The following is a 23,578-nucleotide window of genomic DNA, read 5'->3' as shown; positions in this document are numbered from 1 at the left end:
AGCCGATGCGAACCAGTCTTGTTCTTTCCCTGCTCTTCGCGCTGATTATTACGATATCTAGCTGCAAAGATCAGCTGCCTTTAGAAAATATAACCCTTATGCTTATGGTAGGGATTGATTTAGATAAAGAGAATAACCTTATCCTATATTCTTCCAGTCCTGTATTTAATAAGGAGGCCAAAGAGAAAAATGAAGTAACACAAGTGAAGTCGATTAACTTAAAGGACGGACGGAACAAACTAGAAGGACTTGTATCTGCTCTGATTAGCGCGGGTAAAATTCAAAATGTGCTCATCAGCAGACGGGTTCTAGAACATGAGGACTGGTTTAAGATGATGGATGTGTTCTACCGTGATCCCAAAGGCTCAGAGACCGCTAGAGTCGCCGCCGTCGAGGGCTCTATCGAGGAAGTCATCCGCTTTGCTCCCCTAGATAAACGGAGAATGTCCTTGCATATTGCCAAGCTCATCGATACTGCTCATATGAGAAATCTCGTACAAATGACAACGTTATTTGACCTTCATCGGCAAATGTATGAGAAAGGCATCACTCCCTACTTAAGCAACCTGCGCAAGAATGGGGACATCGAGGCAACGGGCACGTTGTTTTTGAATAAAAAAGGCGTGTATGCCTATACCATCAACCACACTGAGAATCAACTTCTTCAAATGCTGCAAAATGAGAAAAACAGCTCTCTCACCTTAACAGTCAAGATCCCAGAGGAGAAAGGAGAAGCTATTTTTGATACAGGCGCCATAAGCTTCTACGTCTTGAAATTAAAGAGGGACATTAAAGTCACGTTCGAGCAGAATAAGTTTCATTTTGATATCCAGTTCTCCATGCCTATTCATCTAACCGAAAAATCTTTCGACATCGATGTGAGGCATGAAGCCCCTAAGCTTGAAGCTGAGATCAATCAGCAATTGGAAGCGATGTTAACGACTATGGTTAAAAAAATGCAAAAGCATGAGATTGATCCGATCGGTCTAGGCCTATATGCACGCGGCTACCAATTCAAGGCATGGGAAAAGGTGCAGGATGAGTGGGGACACGCTTTCTCAGAAGCTGATGTGCATGTGCATGTCCGTACGAAAATCAAGAATATGGGCGAAACCATATAAATCATGTATGAGATAACTGGAAAATCCCCATCTTATAGGAGACATCCATGATGAAAGAGGTGACATCCTTGTCAGATCAAGAATTAGATCATGAACTTACGGCGCACGAGTACCCCCGTCAAATACCCGATTTTCAATTCTTAAGCACGAAAAAGCCCGAAGAATGGACCGAAATTGAGCTGCTTCAGCTGCATCGAACCATGAGCGACTTATCACCTTATCTTCATGAGCAAGATACGGCTATGCATAACCAAATTACACGAGAAATGGAACGTCGCGGCATCTAGTAAATAGTTGACTTTGTAAACACATATGTTGCTTTATTAGCTTCGTTCCTTCATAATGAAGAAGTTGAAACTACATAATTTTAGGAGGTTTTTATTCAATGGCACATCAATTACCAGCTCTTCCTTATGCAAACGATGCTCTAGAGCCACACATCGATGCAAAAACAATGGAAATCCACCATGATCGTCACCATAATGCTTACGTGACAAACCTGAATGCGGCTTTGGACAAACACCCAGCTCTGCATGACAAATCTCTAAATGACTTGATCGCTGACTTGAACAGCCTTCCTGAAGATATCCGTACAGCGGTTCGCAACAATGGCGGCGGACACGCGAACCACTCCCTGTTCTGGGAAACAATCGGACCAGAAGCTGGCGGGGCACCTACAGGCGCACTAGCAGCTGCTATCGACAGCGAGCTTGGCGGTTTTGATAAATTCAAAACTGATTTCGCTGCTGCAGCTACAACACGTTTTGGCTCTGGCTGGGCTTTCCTTGCTGTTGACAAAGCAGGTAAATTGAAAGTGTACAGCTTGCCGAACCAAGACAGCCCGATCATGGAAGGCGAAACGCCAATTCTTGGTCTTGATGTTTGGGAGCATGCTTACTACCTGAACTACCAAAACAAACGCCCTGACTACATCGCAGCTTTCTGGAACGTTGTTAACTGGAACGAAGTTGGCAAACGTTACGACGCAGCGAAGTAATCTGAGAGGGCTTTAGCTCAGCTAAAAGCTCACAATATGATGTGAAAAGCGACCCGATAGGGTCGCTTTTTTGCTGTAGTACCTGCTTGCATATTGAAGATCCAAATTAACTTTACGCCAATAGAGCGAAGTTGTACGATAATGGTAATAAATCTAGCGGAAATGAGTTGACGAGGTCTTGAGTATCATCCAATTGCTCCAGCATATCCCCCTTTTTCAAGAGCTCGCTGAAGATGATTTGAACGAGATTGCTCCTTTATTTACGGAGAAAAAAGTGAAAAAGAACACGATCCTTTTCGTAGAAGGCGATATTGGCGAGGAATTATTTCTGATCCAATCCGGCGTCGTGAAAATTTATCGACTGGACGAGTCCAAAGAGGTGACACTCGCGCTGTTTCGCGATGGGGATTTTTTCGGGGAAATGTCGCTGCTCAGCAGTGGGATGACCCGCTCGGCGACAGCGGAAACGATGGCGTCCTGCATCCTCTATGTGCTCAATCGCACCGCATTCACGGCGTTCATGGAAAAGAGCCCCAGGCTGTGCCTGAAGCTCTTAGAAACGACAATGCAGCGCCTGCGTCACGCCAATGACCAAATTTATGATCTGACATTTCTCGGTGTTCGTGCCCGTATTATGAAAACCATCCTTCGCTTATCCGAACAACACGGGGTTGCGACACCGCAAGGGCTCATCATAGATGTGAAGCTGACGCACCAGCAGCTCGCCAACCTAGTCGGCACGGTGCGTGAATCGGTCACGAAAGTATTGCAAGAATTGTTAGATGATGAGCTCATCTCGATCGACAAAAAGGTCATCACCCTAAAAAACATTGAAGCGATTCAAGCTGAACTTCGATAAGATGCTGATCGACTATGCTTCGTTTCGTCCCTGCCATTCTTTCATGATACGGACGAAAACATTCGGAAACGCATAGTCCTGAAGGTTTTCAGGCCCTACCCAGCGATAATGAAACGGGATCCATTCATCGCCTGTTGGCGGTCGCTGCAGGTCACCCAGTTTGGCGCGATAGACCTTCATTTTCCAGACAATATGGCTGAAAATATGCTCCGTATCCATGAACCAGTCCCCTGGTTGGATACCGATTTGCTCTTGATTGGCGAGCGCTTCGCGGAGCAAGTCCTGGTTTTCTCCGTCAGAATGCCACTCGTTTGAAGACCATTCTACGTGCGGCAGCTCCCACATGCGGGCTAGAAGCCCTTCTTGTGGGCGCTGTCTGATCAACCATTTGCCAGCATGCTCACCCGTACCTTCAATGAAAGCCACTGCCCGCAGCTCTGGCCGGGGCGGTTTGGCTTTCTTTTTGATCGGCAGCGCTTCTTCCATGCCCGCCTCCCTGGCGGAGCATTGCGCCATAACAGGACACGTCAAGCAGTGCGGCGATCTCGGTGTACAGACCATCGCTCCCAGCTCCATAAGCGCTTGGTTGAAGTCGCTGGCGGTTCCCTCGAGGATGAGTTCCTTCGCCAGCTTTTCCATGATCGTCCTTGTCGAAGGCTTCATAATATCTTCTTCAATGAGAAAATAACGTGATAACACGCGCATCACATTGCCATCGACCGCTGGCTCCGGCTTATTGTAAGCGATGCTGAGGATCGCGCCTGAGGTATACGGCCCGACACCTTTGAGGGCTGATATCTCCTCTTTGTTCGGAGGGACGACCCCTTCGTACCGCTCGTGCACTTCCCTGACGGCTGACTGTAGATTTCTGGCTCGCGAGTAGTAGCCGAGTCCTTCCCAAGCTTTGAGCACATGCTCCTCTGGCGCTGTCGCCAAGGCCTCAACAGTCGGGAATTGTTCCACGAAACGATGAAAATACGGAATTACTGTATCGACGCGGGTTTGCTGGAGCATGACTTCGGAAATCCATATATAGTAAGGGTTACGGCTTCTACGCCATGGCAAATCACGTTTATGAATCTGGTACCACTCCAAGAGATTCTTGGAAAAATGCTGTTTCTTTTCTTCGCTGTACATGAGCTCTCCTTCTCTATGGGGCACGTTCAAGTTATAATGAATGCATGGAGCATGGAACTATTATACGAGAAGAGTGGAACATAAAACTAGAGGTGAAAGTATGCAATCAGCACAAACCAAACAGGAACATTTAGCGAATAAAAGAAAAGATTGGCTGCACAACGCTCAAGGGTTCGTTGCTCTGCTGTTTATTTGGGGCGCGGAGTGGGTGTTTAGCGCTGCGGTTGACTTCGCCATTTACTGGCGAGACTTTGATTGGTTGAAGCAAGCCGCTTTCGTCACTGCTGTAGTGGCGAGCTTGGTTCAGATCTGGGGGATGCGGAAGCAGTTTGGCGCTGGCGGGACAGGTGCCGGCACTGATAGGGACACTGATGGGGGCAAAAGATTGCAAGACTCCACTGGCGGCGGTTGGGGGCATCCGATTTTTCTGGTGCTGCCAGGTGCGATGCTCATTGCAGCGGTCGCTGTATTGGAAGCGATCGGTGCGGTGAACCCGCTGTTCGCACCGCTGCTGCGCGCGTTTCTGCTCGCCATCGGCTTCGTCCAAGTCGGACTTTTGCTTGGCAGAGCGCTTCTCTATCTGGGCTTGTGGTTGTTCGCATTAACCATCGTGATGGGCATCTGGTACCTTGGGTACTCTGGCATCATTCTGGAAGGAATGGGCGGGCTCAGCTTGCTGATGAGCGGGTATATGCTGCGGGTGTGGGGACGGTAAGCGTTCGGTAGATTCGACGGGTATGCGAGGGCGTTTTGGCGGACGTTGTCAGGTGGCTGGCGGGAGGCGGGCGCTTGGCTTGGATCGGCTTCAAAGCTGCACTTTTTACAATGCTGCACGAAGTACAACATCACCGCGCGAAATGATATTTTTCAGCCTAGATGTTGCACAATCTACAACTACTCGAGATCATTTAACAAACTACAGACAAAGGTGCCCCTAGAGGCACCTTTTTCTTTTGATACAACTTACACCTGCTCAACAATCGCGTATGCAGCGGCCATCGTATCCGTATGCGTGATGCTGATATGGAGGCGCAGGTTTCCCTCCAAGTCTGCCCGCAGCAGGGCTTCCTCTTTCACAGTGCAAACTGGCTTGCCTAGTGCATCTGGCAGCACTTCGATATCTTGAAAACCGATCTGCTTGCCGATGCCGCAGCCGATCGCTTTGACAATCGCTTCTTTCGCCGCGAACCGTCCTGCTACGAACTCTGCCAGCCGCCCGCGGCGTTTCTCTGCAAGCTCCCTTTCGCCTGGTGTGAGAATCCTCTCCAGAAACCGGTCGCCAGAGGTGCCTTCTATCATTTTTCGCAGCCGCGCTATTTCAACTAAATCCGTGCCGACTCCAATAATCATATGCAACCGTGCCTCTCTTTTTCCAATCATATCCTTGTGCGTACAATTTAACTGATTCCTCGTCCAAGGTCAAGAAGACATCGATTGAATTGCATACCCAATACTGTTTTGCGACAGCTCCACGCCCCTTTCACCCCGCATAACTTACGCCGAGGTAAGTAAGTTACTACATTTTCAGCTCTTATGCCAATTGGCAACAGGGGTTATACTAGGCTTAGTAAAAATAGCTAGGAGGCGCACATAATGAAAATGATGCCACTTGAGACACGCGGGATTTCAAATAGCCGAATCGTGTTCGGATGTATGGGACTTGGTGGGGATTGGGCTGGAAACCCATTAACGAAAGAAGATTACATCACGGCTGAAAAAGCGGTAGAAGCTGCATTGTCAATCGGCATTACGATGTTCGATCATGCAGATATTTATAAAAGAGGTAACTCTGAAACGGTTTTTGGTCAAATTCTGAAAAATAGGCCGGATTTGCGTGATCGTATTATTTTGCAATCCAAGTGCGGCATTCGCTTTCCAGATGAAGTGAATCCGCATCGCTTCGATTTCAGTAAAGAGCATATTATCTCCTCTGTAGATGGCATTCTCGGGCGCCTTGGCGTTGAGCACATCGATGTGTTGCTGCTGCATCGCCCAGATCCGCTCATGGAGCCAGAGGAAATCGCCGAAGCCTTTAACCAAGTGCGCTCTGCGGGCAAAGTCCGCCATTTCGGCGTGTCGAACATGAGCGCAGCGCAAATGCGGTTCATCCAGAACTCACTGCCAGAGCCGCTTGTAGTGAATCAACTGGAGATGAGCCTCGCGCGCATCGACTGGATCGAGCAAGGCATTCTGGTGAATCAGAAAGCTGGCACGAGCATGAACTTCGCCGACGGCATTCTGGAACACTGTCAGATGGCGGGCATTCAGATTCAGGCGTGGGCCCCGCTCGCCAAAGGAAAGTTCTCCGGCCGCGTCATCGACGATGAGCCTGACACGATCAAGCAAACAGCTGCGCTCGTCCAGAAGCTTGCTGCTGAGAAAGAAACGACACCCGAAGCCATCGTGCTCGGTTGGCTTATGAAGCATCCGGCTCGCATTCAGCCGGTCATTGGCACTTCATCCGCGGAGCGCGTGGTCGCCTGCAGAGATGCGGTTCGCATCGCAGAGACCATGACGCGCGGAGAATGGTACGCTCTGTTGGAAAGCTCGCGCGGCGCAAAAATGCCATAGTAATATGAAAAGACCTGAGGCAATTAGCTGCCTCAGGTCTTTTGTGTATAGTTCGCGGGGGCTGAAATGCGGGCAGCAGCACGCCACTCCTCTAGATTCCCGGAATCGGGATCCGCTTATGTTCAGTCTTTAAGTACTGCTTCTCGAGCTTGGCTTGCGCTTCCGGACTGATTTGCTTACCTTCCAAATAGTCGCTGTTGTCGCCGTACGTAATGCCCAGCTCCTCCTCATCCGTTTGGCCGTCCCAAAGGCCGGCTGTCGGAGCTTTGTCCAGCACGCTTTGCGGAACGCCGATCTTCGCCGCAAGCGAACGCACTTGACGCTTGTTCAGCGTGCTCAGCGGCGTAATGTCCACGGCACCGTCGCCGTACTTCGTGAAGAAGCCAGTGATCGCCTCTGAGGCATGATCTGTGCCGACCACGATCAAGCCAAGCTCGAACGCCAACGCATACTGCATCACCATGCGCGTTCGCGCCTTGATGTTGCCTTTGCCTCCGCGGCTCACATGCTGGTGAACGCCGATATGCTTGAGTCCGTACTCCACTTCGATGGCAATCTCATCTACGGCCTCTTCAATGTTATTCTCGATTTGATATTTCAAATCGAATGCTTTTGCCACCGCGTAGCTATCCTCGATATCCACTTGTTGGCCGTAAGGCTGGAACACGCCGACGGTTTTGTATTCTTTGCCTTTTTCTGCTGTCAGCTCGTCCGTCGCTTGCTTACACAGCCCCGCCGCCACCGCGCTGTCGATCCCGCCGCTGATCGCGATCAGCAGGCCGTTAGCGTGCGCGCCGAGCACGTAATTTTTTAAGAAATCGACGCGCTTCCGAATCTCTTCATCGATATCAATTTCCGGCTTCACGCCGAGCTTCGCGATAATTTCAGCTTGCAAACTCATACAGTTCTCCACCTTTTATCTAAATTTTGGAATACCGCCTTCTTCTTTAAGCACTAGTATAGACTTTCGGCTATCAAATTTCAAAGATTAACTTCGCGAGGCTGTAGCCGCGGCTGTTGGGGTGGGAGATAATCGAAATTTTCGATTATCTCGCCACGAACAAGGCTGCCACTCCAGAATTAATCGATTTTTTCGATTATCTCGAACCAAACAGTGCTGTCACTCGGGAATTAATCGATTATTTCGATTATCTCTCAAGCAGGTGGGGCTGAAACGATTCCTTCACGCGCGCACCAGGCTCTGAGGCGGCGATTTGGGGAGGCTCAGCGCGTTCACCTGCTGAGGCTCCTCGCCTCACCCCCAAAAGAAAAAGCCTCCCTGCATCCTCATGCAGAGCGGCTCGTTCCTCAGCCTAAGCTGTATTATTTGCAATATTGCTCAAAAGCACCAATCAAATCGCCAGCGATCATGTCCGCGGAACGATCTTCGATTTGATGACGTTGAATGAAGTGAGCAAGCTCTCCATTCTTGAATAACGCGATAGATGGGGATGATGGCGGGTATGGCGCCAAGTATTCGCGCGCTTTCGCCGTAGCATCCTTCTCTTGACCTGCGAACACGGTGTACGTGTACGTTGGAAGTGTATCATTTTGCAGAGCTTTCGCTACACCTGGACGACATTGCCCAGCTGCGCAACCGCAAACGGAGTTGATAACGAGCAGCATCGTGCCATCTTTGGATTTCTCCATAGCTTCCTCAACTTGCTCTGGAGTCAGAAGCTCCGTGATACCGATACGAGTCAAATCCTCTCTCATCGGTTTAACCATATCTTTCATGTAAGAATCAAAAGACATTGCCATATGTGCCACCCCTTAGGATTTAATAGTTACTCTTAAAACGTAATCAATATAACTTTATTATACATCCGTTGGCGATGAAAGCAAAGTCCAATGTCCCAGCATGCCGACAAAAGAAAGAAAGCGAAAGCTGTTAGGCTTCCGCTTCATCGTTCTTTTTGCTAGTCGTAGCTTCTGCTGTTACAGAGGCCACATTCTTATCGGCGTGGGTGAAAATCCCGCTCTGCGGCACCACGCCCTCTTCAAAAATCTCCCGATTCTCTGCGCTCTGGAACCCGATATCCTTGAAAGGATGTACCCACTGATCCCCAGCCATCACCTCAGGATTTGTATCAGCTGTCCATTGCTCCAGCGGCGAATTGTCGGATTCATAGTCATGATCGCCGATCGTCACGCCATACTCGTTCACAAAAGGAGCCCGAGGGCCGCGCCCCTCCTCGAATTGAGGCAGAAACTCAATCTCATACGGATCGAGCTCGCTCTGATCTTGGGCCAACTGCTTCTTATTATCTTGACTCATGTGGAAGGTCGGTTAGGGCCGTCCAGCTTTTTATCGACATAGCCCTCTTTACCCGCAGGCGATTTGGCGCGTTCTTGGTTTTGCTGCTCTTGTTGGATTTGCGTTTTGGAATCGTTGTTGCTCATAGCCATCAGCTCCCTTCTGTCCGTAGTATGCGACAGAATAGGAAAAATCATTCCAATAGGTGACATGCTCGTACTATTTCCTGGGAAATTTTGTCGAGCCACGCAATATTAACACCTTTATTTCCCAACAAAAGGAAACAGCGGCTTCTGATTCTCGTTCGTGTACATATTCTCTTTCGTTATAACCTCGGAACCCGTATCCATCATGCGTTTGACTTTCTCACCGCGGTGAACCTGAAAAACTGTAGTAACTGCTTATACTGCAAGTGGCGTGGACAAGAGTACTGGGAGTGCGGGGCGCTATCAGCACGCCATCAAGGCAAAAAAACCCCTCTTGCGAGGGGCTTCCGATCTTCCAGTTGCTACTCAGCAGCTGGGCTGTTCAATTTCTCTTTGAGCAGGTTCAGCTGCTCATCAACTTTGGCTTGCTTCGCCACGTCGACGGGCACGTAGCTGCTTGTTGTGCCCCCTGGCACGTAAGGCTTGCGAGCAATCTCTGCTTCCACTTCAAGCTGGATGATTTTCTCTTCCATGCGTTGGAAGCCGCGGGATGCGTTGCCGCTTTCGATGACGCCGTTGTAGGACACTTGTGCCATTTGTTTTTTCGCTTTGGCTATTTGAGCGCGGGATACAAGCTCGTTGCGTTTGTTGCGCATTTTGTAGAACTCATCTTTCATCTCGTGCAATTGCTGTGTCAATTCATCTGCATGTGCTTTGGCAGAAGCGTATAAGTCCGTGTACTCGGCAATTTTTTCTTCGTGGTACAGTTTCTCTTCAACCGCTTGGCGAGCAATCGCTTCTTGCCCGTTCTTGATGGCTGCGGAAGCTTTCTCTTCACGGTCAGCGGATAAGCGAACGGATTCTTCCAGACGCTGCTTCAGCTTGCGCTCACTTGCGATTTGTCGAGCAACGGTTACTTCAGCTTGTGCAATTTCTTGCTCCATATCGCGAAGATATTGGTTCAACATCACGATTGGATCCTCAATTTTGTCCAAAACCTCGTGAATGGATGCTTTCGTCATATCCTTCATTCTTGTAAATACGCCCATGATTACACGTCTCCTTTTTTGCTATCCGTAGTTTGTTTTTCAAAGCGAGCGACTTTGGCTCTTAGTTCTTCCAATTCTCTTTGCAAAGCTTTCTTCTCAATGTCTTTCATCATCTCATCGATGTTGTTCGTTGGTTGAACAGGCGGTTGGTTATAATTTTGCGATTTATGATGATTCCACGAGCCGCCCGAATAGGGCTGACGACCATATGAGCTTGCATATGGATCATACGGGGGTTGATCAAACCCAGCTTCTTTCGGAATAACGATCGCCGCTACAAAGTAGATGAAGATGACGGTCCCTCCGGTAAAAAACGTGGTGATCACAACTAACAAACGTAACAGCGTGGCATCAACATTCATGGCTTCTGCAAGTCCTCCGCAAAGGCCCGTAACTTTCTTATCTCTTCGTGAGCGATATAGTTTGTTCATGATCTTGTGTTCCCTCCTGTTTCAGTCTATTGCGAAGTGCTTCCAATTCTGCGTCTACGGCTGGGTTGCCGCTGCTAAAGTAGCTCTCGCGGCCCATGCGCCTCACGTCACGCAGCGTTCTGGCATGCAGCTCCATATCGGATACGCGCTCTTCCAATCGGCCGAACATCCGCGGTGCCCCATCCTGTGTGACACTGCCCCGTGCATGCATACGCTGCTGCAAGCGAGCGGACTCCATTCGAGCCAAGTAGTAGCTGCGTTTGTCTGCGACTTCTTTGTAATCCGCCTTTAGCTGCCCAAGCTCCTCATCCAGCTCAAGGATCGACTGCTTCGCCTGCTCATACAGCTCATGGTATTGCACGCTTTTCTCTTCGGCCTGCAATTTCTCTTGCAGTACGATTCTCGCCATATGCTCTTCGCCGGCTTTCAATGCCAGCAGCGCTTGATGCTCGCGCTTTTCTTTCGTTTCTAACGCCGTCAAATATTGCTGACGAAGCGATGCCGCATGGCTGACACATTGCTGATACAGTCGTTCCGACTGCTGAATCTGTTCGCGCTGCGCGGCTAAGTACTGGTCAATCAAGCGTACTGGATCTTCCGACTTTTCCAAATGCTCATTCAACGTTGCCACGGTTATGTCTCTCATCCGCCTAAATAGGCTCATCTTCATTCCACCTTTGTATAACGCTCATAGTCGGTGTTCACCGCTACGTTACGCTGTTTTTCCTTTCAACATCGAAAATCCATACCCAATCAATCCAATCGCGAGCCCAATAATGATCCAGCTTGCAAGCTTGCTTACGATAATGATGATCCCGATGCCAGCAATGATCCATCCAAATTTATTACCGTTTTTGATACCTAGATAACCAAGCCCGACCATGACTAGGGGAATGACATATCCCATAATCGATCCGAAAATATGCCCTACGTGAAAGCCCAGCTTATTGAATAAAATCAGTGCGCCGAATGCGATTAGCAGAGCGGCAAATCCAGTGTTTCTTCTCATCGTTTCGTCACCGCCTTTCGTTGTTTGCTGTTGTCTTCTTCATGTCTTTATTCTAGGTAAAATCCACGTTTCCCAAAACGGACCGCGGACGGTATTTGCTCCTAGACCTTAGTCGGGGTGCTTCTACGACCTGTGATAGACGAGCTTCAAGCTACATATTGAATCTTCCACCCTACACTACACAAAATGATCAACACAGTTAATTAACTCATGGTAAAATAAACATAAGCAGGGACAACTTGGTCGTAGGTTAAAGGAGGACTCTCTTTTGGAAAATAGCAAAATCATAGAAGGAACTTTGCGCGGTGTCGGCGGTGCCACCCTTTTCTATAGAAGAACGGCTCGGCCAGAAGCGCCCGTCAAAGGCGTGATTATTCTGGTTCATGGGCATGGCGACCATAGCGGTGGATTGGCCAATATGTGCGACGCGCTGGTGCGGAGCGGTTACATCGTTTATGCGGCGGATTCTCGCGGTCATGGAAGAAGTCCAGGTATCCGCGGTTTCATACGTTCGTGGGATGAATACACAGGTGACTTGCACGCTATGCGCGAGCTCGCTAAGTCGGAGTTCCCGCAGCTGCCTCTTTTTATCGTGGGACACAGTCTGGGAGGCGTCATTAGTACCGACTATGTGCTCACTCGGGAAACGGGGTTAAGCGGGCTGGTCCTGGTGGCCCCTGCTATTTCCTATAAAATGACGACGTTCGAGAAATGGCTCATTCGGATACTGGGCAAAGTAAGACCGCAGCTGACGATTCAGAAAAAAGGCGGCAGTATCGAAGGATTAACGCAGGACCCTGACATGATGGCAAAATTGCAATCTGATCCTTTGCGCCACAGCACCATAACCCCAGGATTAGGCGTTGGCTTAAGTCAGGCCGTCCCAAGAATCATGCAGCAAGCGGCATCGTTAAAGCTTCCTCTCCTGCTGCAATATGGACTAGAAGATCAGATGACGCCTCCTGAGAAGTTGGAGCAATTCCTGCTCGCGGTTGGCTCACTGGATAAAACAAGCCATGCCTATGCGACAATGCGTCATCGTCCTTTTGATGATGTAGGGCGAGAGCAATTCTTAGCCGATTTAATTCATTGGTTAGATCAACACGTTTAAGCAGCCGATGTACAATTAAAAACGCCTCCATCACCACTTGAGTAGTGGTTTTGGAGGCGTTTGCCTTTTCTAGGCTCACACGTTCTCTCGATCCAACAAATACACCTTCACGTTCTTCTTCACACCGAACTCCTGCGCTTGCCCCAGATCGTTCATGAACACATCAATCCGTGAGCCGCGAATCGCTGATCCGATATCCTCCGCTTTGCGAAGGCCGATGCCCTCGATAAAGACGGTGGACCCAAGCGGGATGACGTTGGGATCGACCGCGATCGTGCGGCCTTCCCTCGCCTTAATACCGCTGTACGTGATCCCGTAGGTCGGATGCGAAGCCCGTTTGCCTGTAGACTCAAAGCCTGCCGTGTAAGCGGTGAGCGTGGTGTTCAGCACTTTTTTAATAATTTTGGGCTGACCATCGGTGGTTGTCAGAACGGGGATGGTTAACGTTTGACCGATCGTGAGCTGATTAGGATTGGACATGTCATTAGCATGAATGAGATCGTCGACGGAGATATCGAAACTACGGGCTATTTTGAACAGGGTATCGCCACGGGTGACTTGGTATTGGGTCACGGGCGGTTGGCTCACAGCCACCTGTTCAGCGGAACTTACTATTATTGGTGTATCAGAACTTTCGTTGGATGAGACATTATAAACTGGCCCCATGCCTTCGTCACCCTCACTGGTTGGGTAAGAGTACGCTTTATTTTGCAGGATCAGCAGCCCCAACAGCAGCGAAAGGGATACGGTGGCAAACACGATTTTACGAAACATTGCTAGCTCCTCCTCAAAAATTAATAGAGTTATAGCAACTAGATTCGTCAAAAACTAGGCATTCTATACCCACCCTATGAAAAAATAGTAGAGAGGAGATAAAAATAAGCCTCATCCTCTATATATTCCTTGACAGGTATATTCCTTATGAGGTATATTCAATGCATGAACACGATATTCAGCGCGCTTGCCGAACCCCATCGTTTACACATCGTTGAGCTTTTGCGAAACGGTCCTTTGACCGTAGGGGAAATCGTCGATCGTCTTGGCCTCAGTCAGCCGCAAGTTTCCAAGCACCTTCGGGTGCTTCACGAAGCAGGTCTGGTGGAGGTGCATCCGATTGCGAATCGAAGAGTCTATAAGCTGCAATCACAGTCGCTTCAAGCGATGGATTCCTGGTTAGGTCCCTTTCGACGCCTATGGGAAACACAGTTTGACCGAATGGAAGCCTATTTGGAGGCGCTGCAAGCGAAAGACTCGAAACCGACTGACGAATAGTCAGAAGCATGACCACATTTTACACTTATGGAGGCAATAGAAATGACAACGAACAAATTTGAAATGACACAAAATGGATCAGACGTTCAATTAGAGATTACACGTATCGTTAATGCGCCGCGCGAGCTTGTGTATAGCGTATGGACACAGCCTGAGCATCTCGCTGCATGGTGGGGTCCAACAGGTATGGAGCTGACTGTAAAATCTTTGGATGTCCGTCCAGGGGGAAGCTTTCATTACGGCATGAAGTCACCTGAAGGCTTTGAGATGTTTGGAAAATTCGCTTACCGCGAGGTAGAAGCACCTGTGAAACTAGTCTACGTGAGCTCCTTCGCTGATGCAGAGGGGAACGTGATTCGAGCGCCTTTCAGCCCAGTTTTCCCCATCGAAATTATTAATGAGTTAACGTTAACCGAGGAAGATGGCCAAACGATCATCACTTTGCGCGGCGGCCCGATCAACGCGACCGAAGAAGAGCTGCAATTCTATGCTTCGATGAAAGGGTCCATGGAGCAAGGGTTTGGCGGAACGTTCAAACAGTTGGACGATTACCTGGCTGGACTTACAGCTTAATCAGAAATGCGAAAGAGCCTTCAGAAGACAGCTTCTGAGGGCTCTTTTTAACTTTTTATACGGCTGCTCTTCGTAAAACGCCATAGGCGATAAAAAGATAAATCGCGGAGACTGGAATCATCCACCAGAAAAAGTCTAAATAATAATGCGCAATCCAATGACCGAATTCAACCCATAAATTGAAATGTGTCATTACATACGTAAGGATCGTTCCCAGCACTAACGAAGCTCCGAAAAAGAGATACATCGCCAAGCCGCCCCAACGACGGTGCAAGGAAGAAATTACGAAGCCTAAGAAGAAACAATGAATGAGGAGACTGAAATTGATGCCCAGCATGCCTAAGAATGACACATCGCTTAGAAATTCAACTTTGAACAGATGCAGATTGGCATTCCAGCCGTTCGTAGCTTCTTCAATGGCAGACAGCACGGTGAGTGTGATCGCCGAAGCCGCATTGACATAGAGCACGGTTAAAATCGTGCCGAAGAAGTAATCCCTCCTCCGAATACTAAACCCAATGGCGAACGGGAACGATTCTTTTAGTGTGAGCGTGCCAGCAACAAAGGTATAAATAAAAATGGAGGAAAGCGAACCCGTATGAATCGACTCCTCATCACTTAGTGACAACGCAATGACAAAGCTGATTAGAAAATTGAGGGCTAGAATGGCCCACGGTACGCCTACCCACAGTTTTGCGCTTCGGCTATGAAGCTTCACAACTTGTTTCACTCGGTTCATTCGAAATCAGACCCCTTTCCCGCCGCTTGTGAGCGTGTCAGATGCACGATGAGCTGCTGAATCGATACGGGGGCAAATTCGAGCCCAAGCTCCTGCGCATAGGAGCGATCCTCTGTCGATAAGTCTCCTAGTAGAGTTGCCGTCGCTGCAGAACCGATCGCTGAGCGCTCCAGCACCTCTTTCCCCCGTACGAACGCATCCACAGCGGATTTCAACCCCGAAACCGTGCACGCACGGCCGCGAAGAGCATCCGCATCTTCATTAAGAAGCAGCTTACCGTTGTCGATCACAAGGACATGCTCCAATAGGCGGCTTACTTCATCGATCAAATGCGTGGAGAGAATAACGGTCCGCGGGTGCTCCGCGTAGTCTTCCAACAGCCGATCATAGAACAGTGCACGAGCGACGGCATCCAGCCCCAAATACGGCTCATCAAAAATTGTCAAAGGCGCGCGACTCGCAAGCCCGACCACAATCCCAACGGAGGACAGCATGCCTCTGGACAGCTTTTTGAGCTTTCTTTTGATCGGGAGACGGAAGTCCTCTACTAGAGCATGGGCAAAGTCATCGTCCCAGCCCTCGTATAACGATTTGGCGACCTCTAACACATCGATAATTCGGAAGCTGTCAGGGTATTTCTGACTCTCTTTGATAAAGCAAATTTGATTCAAGACACGACTATTCTCAAAAGGCTCCTCGCCAAACACCTTCAGCTCCCCGCTTGTCGCGAATTGTTGCGCGGAGATGATGTGCATGATGGTCGTTTTGCCTGCGCCGTTTCTGCCGAGTAAGCCATAAATCTTGTTCGCTTCCACAGTAAAGCTTACCTCATCCACAGCCTTCACTTTGCCGTAGGCCTTCGTCAGGCCCTTCACTTCTACAACGTTCCCCGTCATCAGCCCTTCTCCCCTCTCCGCACCATTTCCGTCAATTGCTCCACCGTGATCCCCAGCTTCTCAGCTTCTCGAATCATCGTCACGACATATTGCTCATAAAACAGCTCTTTTCGCTTCTCCATCAGCTTCGCTCGCGCTCCCCCCGCTACAAACATGCCAATTCCACGCTTTTTGTATAAAATCCCTTGGTCCACGAGCAGATTCACACCTTTTGCCGCCGTTGCTGGATTAATTTGATAAAAAGCTGCAAATTGATTCGTAGAAGGTACCTGCGATTCCTCTGGCATCCGTGATTCGATAATGTCATCTTCGATCCCCTCTGCGATTTGCACAAAAATCGGGCGGCTATCGTCCATCATAAATCCCACAATTCTCACCACCGCTTTCGTTACCACATTGGTTAGTTACTCATGTAATTAACCATATAACCAAATAAGACCAAAGTCAACTGGCCAATAAGAAATGGGCTGTAAAATATTTTCCTTTTTTCAGGGGAATACCAAATACTGCATGGAAAACGTTAGACAAATAGCGGGATTATGATGTGAAACACGCAACCACTTATATGTGAAAGGAAGATACACGATGAGAACGCTTATACGGTTCGTTACGATAGGGTTATTGGTGGGGACGGTTTTGTTGGCGGGGGGACAGGTACAGAGTCGAGGGAATGGGCAAGAGCTTGGGCAAGGACAAAAGATGAATGATGAGGCTCAAACGGCTGCGCCTTTGTTTTCGTTCTCGGTGTTGAGTGATCTACATGTCACTTCAACGGATAAGGTCTCCCAGCTGCTGCTGAAGCAAGCGCTCATGGATCACCATGAGCTGCGGCCGGACAGCAAGCTGCTTGTCCTGAACGGTGACCTCACGAACGGCAGTGAGGCCGATTATCGCAGCTTGCTGGCGCTGCTCAGCCGCCAGCCCCATGCCCCTGCCCACGCGACGATGGGCAACCATGATTTCTACGGCGTGTGGCACACGCCGGATGGGGACAAGATGGATTACACGAAGTTGAATCCATCTTGGTCGAGTGCGCGTGCGGTCGCGTTATTCGACCGCATGTGGGGCTACGACAAGCCGTATCACGAGCTTGTCGTAGATGGGTACCGCTTCCTGTTCCTTAGCGGGGAAGCGTACCGGGATGTTGACGCATCCATCAATGAGGATGCGTATCTATCCGCCGCGCAGCTCAGCTGGCTGCGCGAGCGGCTTGCGGCGGCCGCGGCTGAGCCCGGCAAGCCCGTGTTTGTGTTCCTGCACCAGCCGCTGCCAGGCACGGTGGATGGCTCGGATCTGGAGCTGGGCGTCGTCCAGCACCAGGAACTGCGCGCGCTGCTGGACGCGCACCCGAATGTGATTTTGTTCAGTGGGCATACCCACTGGAACATTGAAACAACCAACCAGGTGAAACAGTTGAAGTTTCTCGCCGCTTCGAGCGCCTCCATCCGTCAGGTATGGAGCGCGAAGAACGAGCCTGAGACGCGGGCGCTGAGTCAGAGCCTCATCGTCGACGTGTACCCCGATCGCGTCGTCATTTTGCGCCGCGAGCATACCGAAAAGCGATGGATCGAACCGTCCATCGCCAAGGGGTATGATGTGAAGTAGCGCGCCGTTTGGACGCCCATTGAGCGCTCATCCGTACATTTAAGGGTGGTCAACCACCCTTAAATCCTGCTTTTAGCTAGTTTCAAGCAAAATAGCAGTGGTTGACCACTTCTAAAGTTACGTTTTGACGCCCATTGAGCGCTCATCCGTACATTTAACGGTGGTCAACCACTCTTAATTCCTGCTTTTAGTAGTTTCCAGCGAATTAGCGGTGGTTGACCGCCTCTAAACTTCCCATATTATTTCAAAAAAAACAAAAATACGCACTTCGAGGCTATAAATATAGGAAACTTACCCTGCACAAATCATCTCATGTGGAATATGTTAAATTAATAAATATTTTCAATAATAACCATGGTATCCTTAGGGCCAAATTTCTCATATTATTCCAAAAAAGCAAAAAATCCGCAGTTCCAGGCTGAAAATATAGGGAAACTTACCCTGCACAAATCATCTCAGGTGGAATATGTTAAATTAATAAATATTTCCAATAATATCCATGGTGTCCAGCCCTTAGGATTACATGATAGAAGCCGCATTAACAGTTCCTAGTTCTTAAAGGGGACGGGGTACCTGCATGCCGGTAATCTGACAGATTGAGATTGCAGCAGGGTTCGTTCCAACACCTGGAGGGTCTAAAATAACAATTCCTTGACCTAGCCCAATAATGGTACCTGTCACGATGCCGAATGTCCCACCATCTGTCGTATGAACAGATACAGTGGTAAGCGTTGCAAGTCGTTCACGAAGCGCTTCTTCACAACATTTACAATTTGGATCAGCAGGCGTCAGTGGAAACTCATCTGTGATCGCACTTGATTGAACGCCAACGATTGAGCAAATCGGTATAATTTGAATGCCACCTTGGGCTGGGAATGTGATTAAGAAATCACTTATTGTCACATCATCACTTGAAAAGTCAATGTTATTGAATATTTGATCGACGGTTCCAAGATCAACTGATGTAGCTTTTAGTGTTTTTAGCTCTTCTAAAACAGCTTGCATAGGGGTTGCACAGCAATCACATTCACTGGATCCTGGAGGCCCTTGCGGTCCCGTATCGCCTTTATCGCCTTTATCGCCTTTATCACCTTTATCACCTTTATCGCCTTTATCTCCTTTAGGTCCGGTATCTCCCTTGTTCCCTTTTGGGCCCTTTTCTCCCTCTTTACCTTGTGGGCCTTTATCTCCCTTTGGCCCTTGCGGACCAATTGCTCCCATATCTCCTTGTGGTCCTACTGGCCCCTGTGGTCCCTCTGGCCCTTGTGGTCCTCTTGGTCCACGTTTGCAACACTTACATTTCTTCTTACACTTGCATTTCTTTTTTTTCTTTGGATTAGAGTTAATTTTACGAGTAGTCTTTCCATTAGAAATTCTGCCGTATGCCATAATGTAGCCTCCTTAGACTGAATGTACTTATGCATACGCTTAGATCAAACAAGTTGATTGGACAAATGTCTTACAGTTAGTAGACAAACATCTCGCATTTAATAAAAATGGTCATTTGCCCTTTGGGACAAGCCCAAGCAAGCAGAGGAGAATCGGGTATTGGTCAACCAGCTCGTATTAGATTTTGGAGAAGTTCGAATTAAAAAAGACACATACCTTAATTCAGGTCTGTGCCTTGGATCTTGACATACCACTTCTTCTTTACATATATTTCCCAGGCCAAGTACAACAGCAGCCTAACCCCTGACAGTTCAAAGGGTTAGACTGTTTTTTCTTTTACTTAAATTGCTTCAACAACCGATTCGCGGTGCCATTCGGCGTATTGATGACTTCGTACATGTTGACGACCATACCGGAGTCCATTTGTTCGTTTTTCAGGCCGGATATGGTGATCTTCTGGCTGCCGCTTGTTAATTTGCCAGCGCCTGTCAAAGCAGCATCTTGTGTGCCGACGATGCGACCCAAGGAGTCGACCAATTCGTATTGGATTTTGGAGAAGTTCGAGTCGATAATGACTTGGTCCTCATGCGAAATGTCCATGTCCATACGCAGGATATACGAATATGTGCCACCGCTGTAGTTCCAGCTGATGTAGCTATCATTGACTTTGAGGGAGAATGGATACAGGTGGAGTGTATCTCCTGTCTCTTCTTCCTGCAAAGCTACTTTAAATGTACCTGTCGATACGTTGCCTTCCGAAACAGCTTTATCATCGTACATATTCAGCGCGAAGGATTCGTCCTCAGCCGCTGCCTGATTCGGCAGCAAGTAGGAGTAACTCACAACATAGGAGCTTCCTGGCGTAATTTGTGCCGCTGCGCCCGTTTGGCGAGTGCCCGTGTAGGCATTGCCTTTGGCATCAATCAGCTCGTTCGCAAGCTCAGGCAGTGCGAGTGTGCTTGTGCCGTTATTGGTGATTTTGTATTTGGCGATCGCCGTTTTATAACCGAGATCATCGTTCTCATGCGCATGAAGCTCCACGAGCGAAACGTCGAAATTCGGGTTCACAAGGCTGTTATTGAACACGAGCTTGCTGCCCATTTCATAGTTCACGGCTGTCGTGAAGCCATTCTTCGCCTCTGTCGCTCCCTTCAGCACGAACACGCTCACAGGCATTTGCCCCGTTGTCGTCGCTGTGCTGCCTGTCGCGTTACCGCCCGTCGTGCCCGTCCCGCTGCCACCCGTGCCAGCAGACGCCGCACTCGCGCTCTTCTGCCACAGCACTAACTGCGTCGCATTCGGGTCGATGCCCGTCGGCAGCGTCGCGTTGAAGTAGTACGTTGTCGTCTCCTTCGGCGCCAAGAAGCTGTTCCGTGCGCTGTTATCTGAAGACGTGACGGATGTACCCGATTCGCCGAACTGGTAGGACGCCTGAAGTGAAGGAATCGGAGCGACGACATCGCCATCATTGCTTAATGTCACTACGGTTTGAACGTGGACGCCGTCTGCTTGCACGGAATAGGTGGAGGACGATGCCTTCGCTGTCACCTTCTCACCGTCTTGCTGTCCAGCATAGGTTACCTTCGCACCCAACGCCGCCACGCCCAAAGACGCGTTCATGCTGAGTGTACCTAACGAAACATCCTCGCTTTTATTCGAGTAATAGTATTCCAAGGACAGTCCGCCCGTTGGCATGGTTTTGGAAATAAGTGTTTTCAACGTGATGGTATCGGACTGATTCGGCAAAATCGCCGTATCCGACCCGCTCGCAATTGTTGATGTGTATTTTAGCCCGTTCGCATCCACGAGTCTAATCAGCAGTCCAGCTGGAACCTTTAAGCTGCTTGAGCCTAAGTTCTTTGCGGCTACTTGCGTGTACATGTACCACTTGCCATTCTCTGTTACGCGCACGCTCTGCCCTAATTGGAAAGCCAAGGCCGCATCCGTCGGCAGTGTGCTGTCTAACGTGCGCAAGCTGATGATTTCTTCTGGCGCTTCCAGCCCCTCCGCTTGAATGACAGAGGAAACCGGCAGCTCACCGAGATGATTCATGAAATCCGATTTGTTATAATCCCAACGGAAAACGTCAACTTTCAACCCCTCCGCCGTCTCTCCAGCAGGCAAGTTCGCATAGAAGCGGAAGCTTTGCTCCTCCCCGCCGCCAACGATGCCGCTCTTTTTCTCACTCAGATTTGCTGTGTAGCTATGTCCAGAACCATCCGTGACACGCACGCCATACTTGTTAAAATCCAAAGACTGACTTTCTCCATTATGAAAGAGGACGGAAAATTGTAAGGATGAGGACGAAAGTGCTGCTTTATTCAGCATAAAATACGAATCTTTGGAGATAAAAACGCCCTCATTCGCTGCATGCGCGGCAGGCAGAGGGGCTGCCCATGAGGCCGCTGCGAAACTTCCTGTCAGCAGGATTGCCAGACTGGTCTTCTTAAGTGAGATCGATGATAGTTTACGAATCATGGTTCAAACCTCCTGTAGCCTAATCGAAACGCAGGGCGTCGATCGGTTTTAATTTTGATGCTTTGTTCGCTGGATATATTCCAAAAATAACGCCGACAAGTGCTGAGAACAAGAATGCATAGAGCCCAATATTGAGTGAAAGGCTCGTCTGTTGACTGGGGTTAATATACGGCCAGGCCAGCGATAAGGCGATCCCAACAAGGAGCCCAATCAAGCCGCCCATCCCGCTGATCAGCGTCGCTTCAACCAAGAATTGCAGCAAAATATTTCTGCGTTTCGCCCCAATCGACTTCCGTATCCCGATCTCTCTCGTTCGCTCACTCACGGTCACGAGCATGATGTTCATGATCCCGATCCCGCCTACGAGCAAGGAAATCGCTGCAACAGCGACCAATTGATTCGTCAACGTGCTAGAAGCTGTCTGTCTGGCGCTGATCAGCTCGGATGAATTCAGAATCGTGTAGCCTGTCGTGCTTTTAAACTTTTGAAATAAATAAGCTTCCATGACGATCTGTGCCCGCGAAACCATGTCGCCGGAGGAGGCTTCCACGTAAGCCGTACGGATGTTGCCCAGCTTGAAATCCCTGCTCATCGTCGGTAACGGGACGAACACAGAGCTGTCCAAGGAGGTGCCAGCCGTATTGGAGCCTTTCGTTTGAAGCACACCAATGATGGTGTACATATAGCCCTTCACGTTAATCTCCTGGTCGATCGGATCATCCTTGCCAAAAAACTTCGTCGCCACCTCACTACCGATCACGGCAACGTGATTACGGAAATCCAAGTCCGCTTGGGCTAGGAATCGACCTTTGGCGATTCTCCCCTTTTGCAAGTCGAGATACCGGTCGTTCGTTCCAATCACATTGTAGCTTTCGGTCGTGCGGTCATATTTAATGCTGGTGCTGCCCTGCGTCATCGTGGGTGCAATCGAAGAGATACCCCCTGTGCCCTCCAGGGTCATAAGCTCATCGTAATTCAACTGCGTGGCGCGTCCGTTCCCCAAAAGGTTGACCGTTAGGAGGTTCGTTCCGAGTCCTTCATACTGCTTCTCAATGGCTTTCGAGGTTCCTTGGCCAATCGAGACGAGCGTGATTACCGAACTAACCCCAATAATGACACCTAACATGGTCAAAATCGTCCGTAACGGATTGGAGCGCACCGTGCTAATGGCCATTTGGAAAAGTTCCCAAATTCTCATAAATGCGCCTCCTCTAGCTTCGGTACTGCGACTGACCAGGCATTATTGCGGATATCGCTGATGATTTCGCCATCCCGAAGCGCCACGACACGCTTGGCGTTATCGGCAATATGATGATCATGGGTTATCAGTACAATCGTATTGCCTTGCTGATTCAGCTCTTTGATCAGTTCAAGCACCTCGATGCCTGTCTTGGAATCCAGCGCCCCAGTTGGCTCATCCGCAAGAATTAGCGACGGCGAAATCGCAAGTGCACGCGCAATCGCGACCCGCTGCTGCTGTCCGCCTGATAGCTCACTCGGCTTGTGATGTCCGCGCTCACCCATACCTAACTTCTCAAGCATGCGCTTCGCTTGCTCTTTCCGCTGCTTAGCAGGGATGCCCGCATAAATCATCGGCAATTCCACATTCTCCATCGCGGTCAATTTTGGCAGCAAGTTAAACTGTTGAAAAATAAAACCGATCTTCCGATTGCGCAGCTGAGCAAGTCCGTTGTCGGACATCTTCTCGGTGGCTACGCCATCCAGCGTGTACGTACCGGTCGTCGGGCTGTCGAGCAGCCCGATGGTATTCATTAACGTCGATTTCCCTGATCCGCTGGGTCCGATAATGGCAACAAAATCGCCTTCTTCAATATGCAGCGTTATCCCGCGCAAAATTTGTAATTCCTCTGCACCACGGGTATAGCTCTTCGTAATGTCATTCAGCTCAATGATATTCATTCCATTAGCTCCTTTCCG

Annotated in this window: 28 protein-coding genes; 10 read left to right on the top strand and 18 right to left on the bottom strand. The window is 49.3% G+C overall.

Annotation, left to right across the window (positions count from 1 at the left end; genetic code table 11):
• Window positions 1-5 precede the first annotated feature (5 nt).
• The 4 genes from MJB10_RS02310 (at window position 6) to MJB10_RS02295 (ending at window position 2,977) form a co-directional block, all read left to right on the top strand.
• Entirely contained in the window at window positions 6-1,121 is a 1,116-nt protein-coding gene (locus tag MJB10_RS02310) for a Ger(x)C family spore germination protein (RefSeq protein WP_314805453.1), read from the top strand.
• A gap of 50 nt (window positions 1,122-1,171) precedes the next feature.
• Window positions 1,172-1,408 (top strand): hypothetical protein, encoded by a 237-nt coding sequence (locus MJB10_RS02305; protein ID WP_314801337.1) that lies wholly within the window; start codon window positions 1,172-1,174, stop codon window positions 1,406-1,408.
• Between the two features lie 98 nt (window positions 1,409-1,506).
• On the top strand, window positions 1,507-2,118 hold the full coding sequence (locus MJB10_RS02300) for a superoxide dismutase (RefSeq protein ID WP_314801332.1): 612 nt from the start codon (window positions 1,507-1,509) through the stop codon (window positions 2,116-2,118).
• Window positions 2,119-2,296: 178 nt separating this feature from the next.
• Window positions 2,297-2,977, top strand: a complete 681-nt coding sequence (locus MJB10_RS02295; protein WP_314801330.1) for a Crp/Fnr family transcriptional regulator — start codon at window positions 2,297-2,299, stop codon at window positions 2,975-2,977.
• 12 nt (window positions 2,978-2,989) lie between these two features.
• On the opposite strand, the gene mutY is transcribed toward MJB10_RS02295, so the two are convergent.
• Window positions 2,990-4,114, bottom strand: coding sequence for an A/G-specific adenine glycosylase (gene mutY / locus MJB10_RS02290; protein ID WP_314801327.1), 1,125 nt, complete (start codon window positions 4,112-4,114; stop codon window positions 2,990-2,992).
• A 100-nt stretch (window positions 4,115-4,214) separates the two neighbouring features.
• Between mutY and MJB10_RS02285 the strand changes: the two genes are divergently transcribed.
• Complete coding sequence (locus tag MJB10_RS02285) at window positions 4,215-4,829, top strand: hypothetical protein (RefSeq protein WP_314801322.1); 615 nt, start codon at window positions 4,215-4,217, stop codon at window positions 4,827-4,829.
• A gap of 248 nt (window positions 4,830-5,077) precedes the next feature.
• On the opposite strand, the gene acpS is transcribed toward MJB10_RS02285, so the two are convergent.
• Window positions 5,078-5,464 (bottom strand): holo-ACP synthase, encoded by a 387-nt coding sequence (gene acpS, locus MJB10_RS02280; protein WP_314805452.1) that lies wholly within the window; start codon window positions 5,462-5,464, stop codon window positions 5,078-5,080.
• Between the two features lie 243 nt (window positions 5,465-5,707).
• On the opposite strand from acpS, the gene MJB10_RS02275 reads away from it, so the two are divergent.
• Window positions 5,708-6,685, top strand: coding sequence for an aldo/keto reductase (locus MJB10_RS02275; protein ID WP_314801320.1), 978 nt, complete (start codon window positions 5,708-5,710; stop codon window positions 6,683-6,685).
• A gap of 91 nt (window positions 6,686-6,776) precedes the next feature.
• Here MJB10_RS02275 and nadE read toward each other — a convergent pair whose 3' ends face one another.
• The 8 genes from nadE to MJB10_RS02235 form a co-directional block, all read right to left on the bottom strand.
• Window positions 6,777-7,586, bottom strand: a complete 810-nt coding sequence (nadE, locus tag MJB10_RS02270) for an ammonia-dependent NAD(+) synthetase (protein WP_314801318.1) — start codon at window positions 7,584-7,586, stop codon at window positions 6,777-6,779.
• A 422-nt stretch (window positions 7,587-8,008) separates the two neighbouring features.
• The gene (locus MJB10_RS02265; protein WP_314801307.1) at window positions 8,009-8,446 is read right to left on the bottom strand and encodes a BrxA/BrxB family bacilliredoxin; all 438 of its coding nucleotides are present in this window, start codon (window positions 8,444-8,446) and stop codon (window positions 8,009-8,011) included.
• 130 nt (window positions 8,447-8,576) lie between these two features.
• Window positions 8,577-8,963 (bottom strand): DUF3905 domain-containing protein, encoded by a 387-nt coding sequence (locus MJB10_RS02260; protein WP_314801303.1) that lies wholly within the window; start codon window positions 8,961-8,963, stop codon window positions 8,577-8,579.
• Entirely contained in the window at window positions 8,960-9,088 is a 129-nt protein-coding gene (locus MJB10_RS02255) for a hypothetical protein (protein WP_314801300.1), read from the bottom strand. Before MJB10_RS02255 ends, MJB10_RS02260 begins: the two co-directional genes overlap by 4 nt.
• 362 nt (window positions 9,089-9,450) lie before the next feature.
• Window positions 9,451-10,137, bottom strand: a complete 687-nt coding sequence (locus MJB10_RS02250) for a PspA/IM30 family protein (RefSeq protein WP_314801299.1) — start codon at window positions 10,135-10,137, stop codon at window positions 9,451-9,453.
• 2 nt (window positions 10,138-10,139) lie between these two features.
• Entirely contained in the window at window positions 10,140-10,568 is a 429-nt protein-coding gene (locus MJB10_RS02245; protein ID WP_314801297.1) for a PspC domain-containing protein, read from the bottom strand.
• Window positions 10,537-11,232: a PspA/IM30 family protein gene (locus tag MJB10_RS02240; protein WP_314801294.1), complete on the bottom strand. Its 696-nt coding sequence runs from the start codon at window positions 11,230-11,232 to the stop codon at window positions 10,537-10,539. The genes MJB10_RS02245 and MJB10_RS02240 overlap by 32 nt, the downstream gene beginning before the upstream one ends.
• Before the next feature lie 48 nt (window positions 11,233-11,280).
• A complete protein-coding gene (locus MJB10_RS02235) occupies window positions 11,281-11,577 on the bottom strand; it encodes a hypothetical protein (protein ID WP_314801291.1) in 297 nt (98 codons plus the stop codon).
• A 268-nt stretch (window positions 11,578-11,845) separates the two neighbouring features.
• On the opposite strand from MJB10_RS02235, the gene MJB10_RS02230 reads away from it, so the two are divergent.
• Complete coding sequence (locus MJB10_RS02230) at window positions 11,846-12,688, top strand: alpha/beta hydrolase (protein WP_314801289.1); 843 nt, start codon at window positions 11,846-11,848, stop codon at window positions 12,686-12,688.
• Between the two features lie 75 nt (window positions 12,689-12,763).
• Here MJB10_RS02230 and MJB10_RS02225 read toward each other — a convergent pair whose 3' ends face one another.
• The gene (locus tag MJB10_RS02225; protein WP_314801286.1) at window positions 12,764-13,462 is read right to left on the bottom strand and encodes a 3D domain-containing protein; all 699 of its coding nucleotides are present in this window, start codon (window positions 13,460-13,462) and stop codon (window positions 12,764-12,766) included.
• A 165-nt stretch (window positions 13,463-13,627) separates the two neighbouring features.
• On the opposite strand from MJB10_RS02225, the gene MJB10_RS02220 reads away from it, so the two are divergent.
• Window positions 13,628-13,960 (top strand): ArsR/SmtB family transcription factor, encoded by a 333-nt coding sequence (locus MJB10_RS02220; RefSeq protein ID WP_314801283.1) that lies wholly within the window; start codon window positions 13,628-13,630, stop codon window positions 13,958-13,960.
• Window positions 13,961-14,002: 42 nt separating this feature from the next.
• Window positions 14,003-14,533 (top strand): SRPBCC family protein, encoded by a 531-nt coding sequence (locus MJB10_RS02215; protein ID WP_314801281.1) that lies wholly within the window; start codon window positions 14,003-14,005, stop codon window positions 14,531-14,533.
• A 55-nt stretch (window positions 14,534-14,588) separates the two neighbouring features.
• On the opposite strand, the gene MJB10_RS02210 is transcribed toward MJB10_RS02215, so the two are convergent.
• Genes MJB10_RS02210 through MJB10_RS02200 form a run of 3 tightly spaced genes read right to left on the bottom strand, consistent with a single transcriptional unit; the run spans window position 14,589 to window position 16,536 of the window.
• Window positions 14,589-15,272: a hypothetical protein gene (locus MJB10_RS02210; protein ID WP_314801278.1), complete on the bottom strand. Its 684-nt coding sequence runs from the start codon at window positions 15,270-15,272 to the stop codon at window positions 14,589-14,591.
• Entirely contained in the window at window positions 15,269-16,168 is a 900-nt protein-coding gene (locus tag MJB10_RS02205; RefSeq protein WP_314801276.1) for an ABC transporter ATP-binding protein, read from the bottom strand. Before MJB10_RS02205 ends, MJB10_RS02210 begins: the two co-directional genes overlap by 4 nt.
• Entirely contained in the window at window positions 16,168-16,536 is a 369-nt protein-coding gene (locus MJB10_RS02200) for a GntR family transcriptional regulator (protein ID WP_314801274.1), read from the bottom strand. The genes MJB10_RS02205 and MJB10_RS02200 overlap by 1 nt, the downstream gene beginning before the upstream one ends.
• A gap of 217 nt (window positions 16,537-16,753) precedes the next feature.
• On the opposite strand from MJB10_RS02200, the gene MJB10_RS02195 reads away from it, so the two are divergent.
• A complete protein-coding gene (locus MJB10_RS02195; RefSeq protein WP_314801271.1) occupies window positions 16,754-17,773 on the top strand; it encodes a metallophosphoesterase family protein in 1,020 nt (339 codons plus the stop codon).
• Window positions 17,774-18,328: 555 nt separating this feature from the next.
• On the opposite strand, the gene MJB10_RS02190 is transcribed toward MJB10_RS02195, so the two are convergent.
• From MJB10_RS02190 to MJB10_RS02175, 4 genes are all read right to left on the bottom strand, one after another.
• Window positions 18,329-19,162 (bottom strand): hypothetical protein, encoded by an 834-nt coding sequence (locus MJB10_RS02190; RefSeq protein ID WP_314801267.1) that lies wholly within the window; start codon window positions 19,160-19,162, stop codon window positions 18,329-18,331.
• Window positions 19,163-19,498: 336 nt separating this feature from the next.
• The gene (locus tag MJB10_RS02185) at window positions 19,499-21,640 is read right to left on the bottom strand and encodes a hypothetical protein (RefSeq protein ID WP_314801264.1); all 2,142 of its coding nucleotides are present in this window, start codon (window positions 21,638-21,640) and stop codon (window positions 19,499-19,501) included.
• 19 nt (window positions 21,641-21,659) lie between these two features.
• A complete protein-coding gene (locus tag MJB10_RS02180; protein ID WP_314801260.1) occupies window positions 21,660-22,838 on the bottom strand; it encodes an ABC transporter permease in 1,179 nt (392 codons plus the stop codon).
• On the bottom strand, window positions 22,835-23,560 hold the full coding sequence (locus MJB10_RS02175; RefSeq protein ID WP_314805450.1) for an ABC transporter ATP-binding protein: 726 nt from the start codon (window positions 23,558-23,560) through the stop codon (window positions 22,835-22,837). Before MJB10_RS02175 ends, MJB10_RS02180 begins: the two co-directional genes overlap by 4 nt.
• Between the last annotated feature and the right edge of the window lie 18 nt (window positions 23,561-23,578).

The organism is Paenibacillus sp. MBLB1832, assembly GCF_032271945.1.
In the GTDB taxonomy this organism is placed as follows: domain Bacteria; phylum Bacillota; class Bacilli; order Paenibacillales; family NBRC-103111; genus Paenibacillus_E; species Paenibacillus_E roseopurpureus.
The sequence above is the reverse complement of the archived record's forward strand: the minus strand, read 5'-3'. Positions and strand labels throughout refer to the sequence as shown.

Coding starts and splice junctions, on each gene's coding strand:
- MJB10_RS02260 (WP_314801303.1), bottom strand. CDS start 8,963: ATGAGTCAAGATAATAAGAAGCAGTTGGCCCAAGATCAGAGCGAGCTC.
- MJB10_RS02195 (WP_314801271.1), top strand. CDS start 16,754: ATGAGAACGCTTATACGGTTCGTTACGATAGGGTTATTGGTGGGGACG.
- MJB10_RS02245 (WP_314801297.1), bottom strand. CDS start 10,568: ATGAACAAACTATATCGCTCACGAAGAGATAAGAAAGTTACGGGCCTT.
- MJB10_RS02180 (WP_314801260.1), bottom strand. CDS start 22,838: ATGAGAATTTGGGAACTTTTCCAAATGGCCATTAGCACGGTGCGCTCC.
- MJB10_RS02215 (WP_314801281.1), top strand. CDS start 14,003: ATGACAACGAACAAATTTGAAATGACACAAAATGGATCAGACGTTCAA.
- nadE (WP_314801318.1), bottom strand. CDS start 7,586: ATGAGTTTGCAAGCTGAAATTATCGCGAAGCTCGGCGTGAAGCCGGAA.
- MJB10_RS02305 (WP_314801337.1), top strand. CDS start 1,172: ATGAAAGAGGTGACATCCTTGTCAGATCAAGAATTAGATCATGAACTT.
- MJB10_RS02285 (WP_314801322.1), top strand. CDS start 4,215: ATGCAATCAGCACAAACCAAACAGGAACATTTAGCGAATAAAAGAAAA.
- MJB10_RS02255 (WP_314801300.1), bottom strand. CDS start 9,088: ATGAGCAACAACGATTCCAAAACGCAAATCCAACAAGAGCAGCAAAAC.
- MJB10_RS02240 (WP_314801294.1), bottom strand. CDS start 11,232: ATGAGCCTATTTAGGCGGATGAGAGACATAACCGTGGCAACGTTGAAT.
- acpS (WP_314805452.1), bottom strand. CDS start 5,464: ATGATTATTGGAGTCGGCACGGATTTAGTTGAAATAGCGCGGCTGCGA.
- MJB10_RS02265 (WP_314801307.1), bottom strand. CDS start 8,446: ATGGCAATGTCTTTTGATTCTTACATGAAAGATATGGTTAAACCGATG.
- MJB10_RS02310 (WP_314805453.1), top strand. CDS start 6: ATGCGAACCAGTCTTGTTCTTTCCCTGCTCTTCGCGCTGATTATTACG.
- MJB10_RS02185 (WP_314801264.1), bottom strand. CDS start 21,640: ATGATTCGTAAACTATCATCGATCTCACTTAAGAAGACCAGTCTGGCA.
- MJB10_RS02220 (WP_314801283.1), top strand. CDS start 13,628: ATGAACACGATATTCAGCGCGCTTGCCGAACCCCATCGTTTACACATC.
- MJB10_RS02210 (WP_314801278.1), bottom strand. CDS start 15,272: ATGAACCGAGTGAAACAAGTTGTGAAGCTTCATAGCCGAAGCGCAAAA.
- MJB10_RS02175 (WP_314805450.1), bottom strand. CDS start 23,560: ATGAATATCATTGAGCTGAATGACATTACGAAGAGCTATACCCGTGGT.
- MJB10_RS02235 (WP_314801291.1), bottom strand. CDS start 11,577: ATGAGAAGAAACACTGGATTTGCCGCTCTGCTAATCGCATTCGGCGCA.
- MJB10_RS02250 (WP_314801299.1), bottom strand. CDS start 10,137: ATGGGCGTATTTACAAGAATGAAGGATATGACGAAAGCATCCATTCAC.
- MJB10_RS02275 (WP_314801320.1), top strand. CDS start 5,708: ATGAAAATGATGCCACTTGAGACACGCGGGATTTCAAATAGCCGAATC.
- MJB10_RS02190 (WP_314801267.1), bottom strand. CDS start 19,162: ATGGCATACGGCAGAATTTCTAATGGAAAGACTACTCGTAAAATTAAC.
- MJB10_RS02300 (WP_314801332.1), top strand. CDS start 1,507: ATGGCACATCAATTACCAGCTCTTCCTTATGCAAACGATGCTCTAGAG.
- mutY (WP_314801327.1), bottom strand. CDS start 4,114: ATGTACAGCGAAGAAAAGAAACAGCATTTTTCCAAGAATCTCTTGGAG.
- MJB10_RS02225 (WP_314801286.1), bottom strand. CDS start 13,462: ATGTTTCGTAAAATCGTGTTTGCCACCGTATCCCTTTCGCTGCTGTTG.
- MJB10_RS02205 (WP_314801276.1), bottom strand. CDS start 16,168: ATGACGGGGAACGTTGTAGAAGTGAAGGGCCTGACGAAGGCCTACGGC.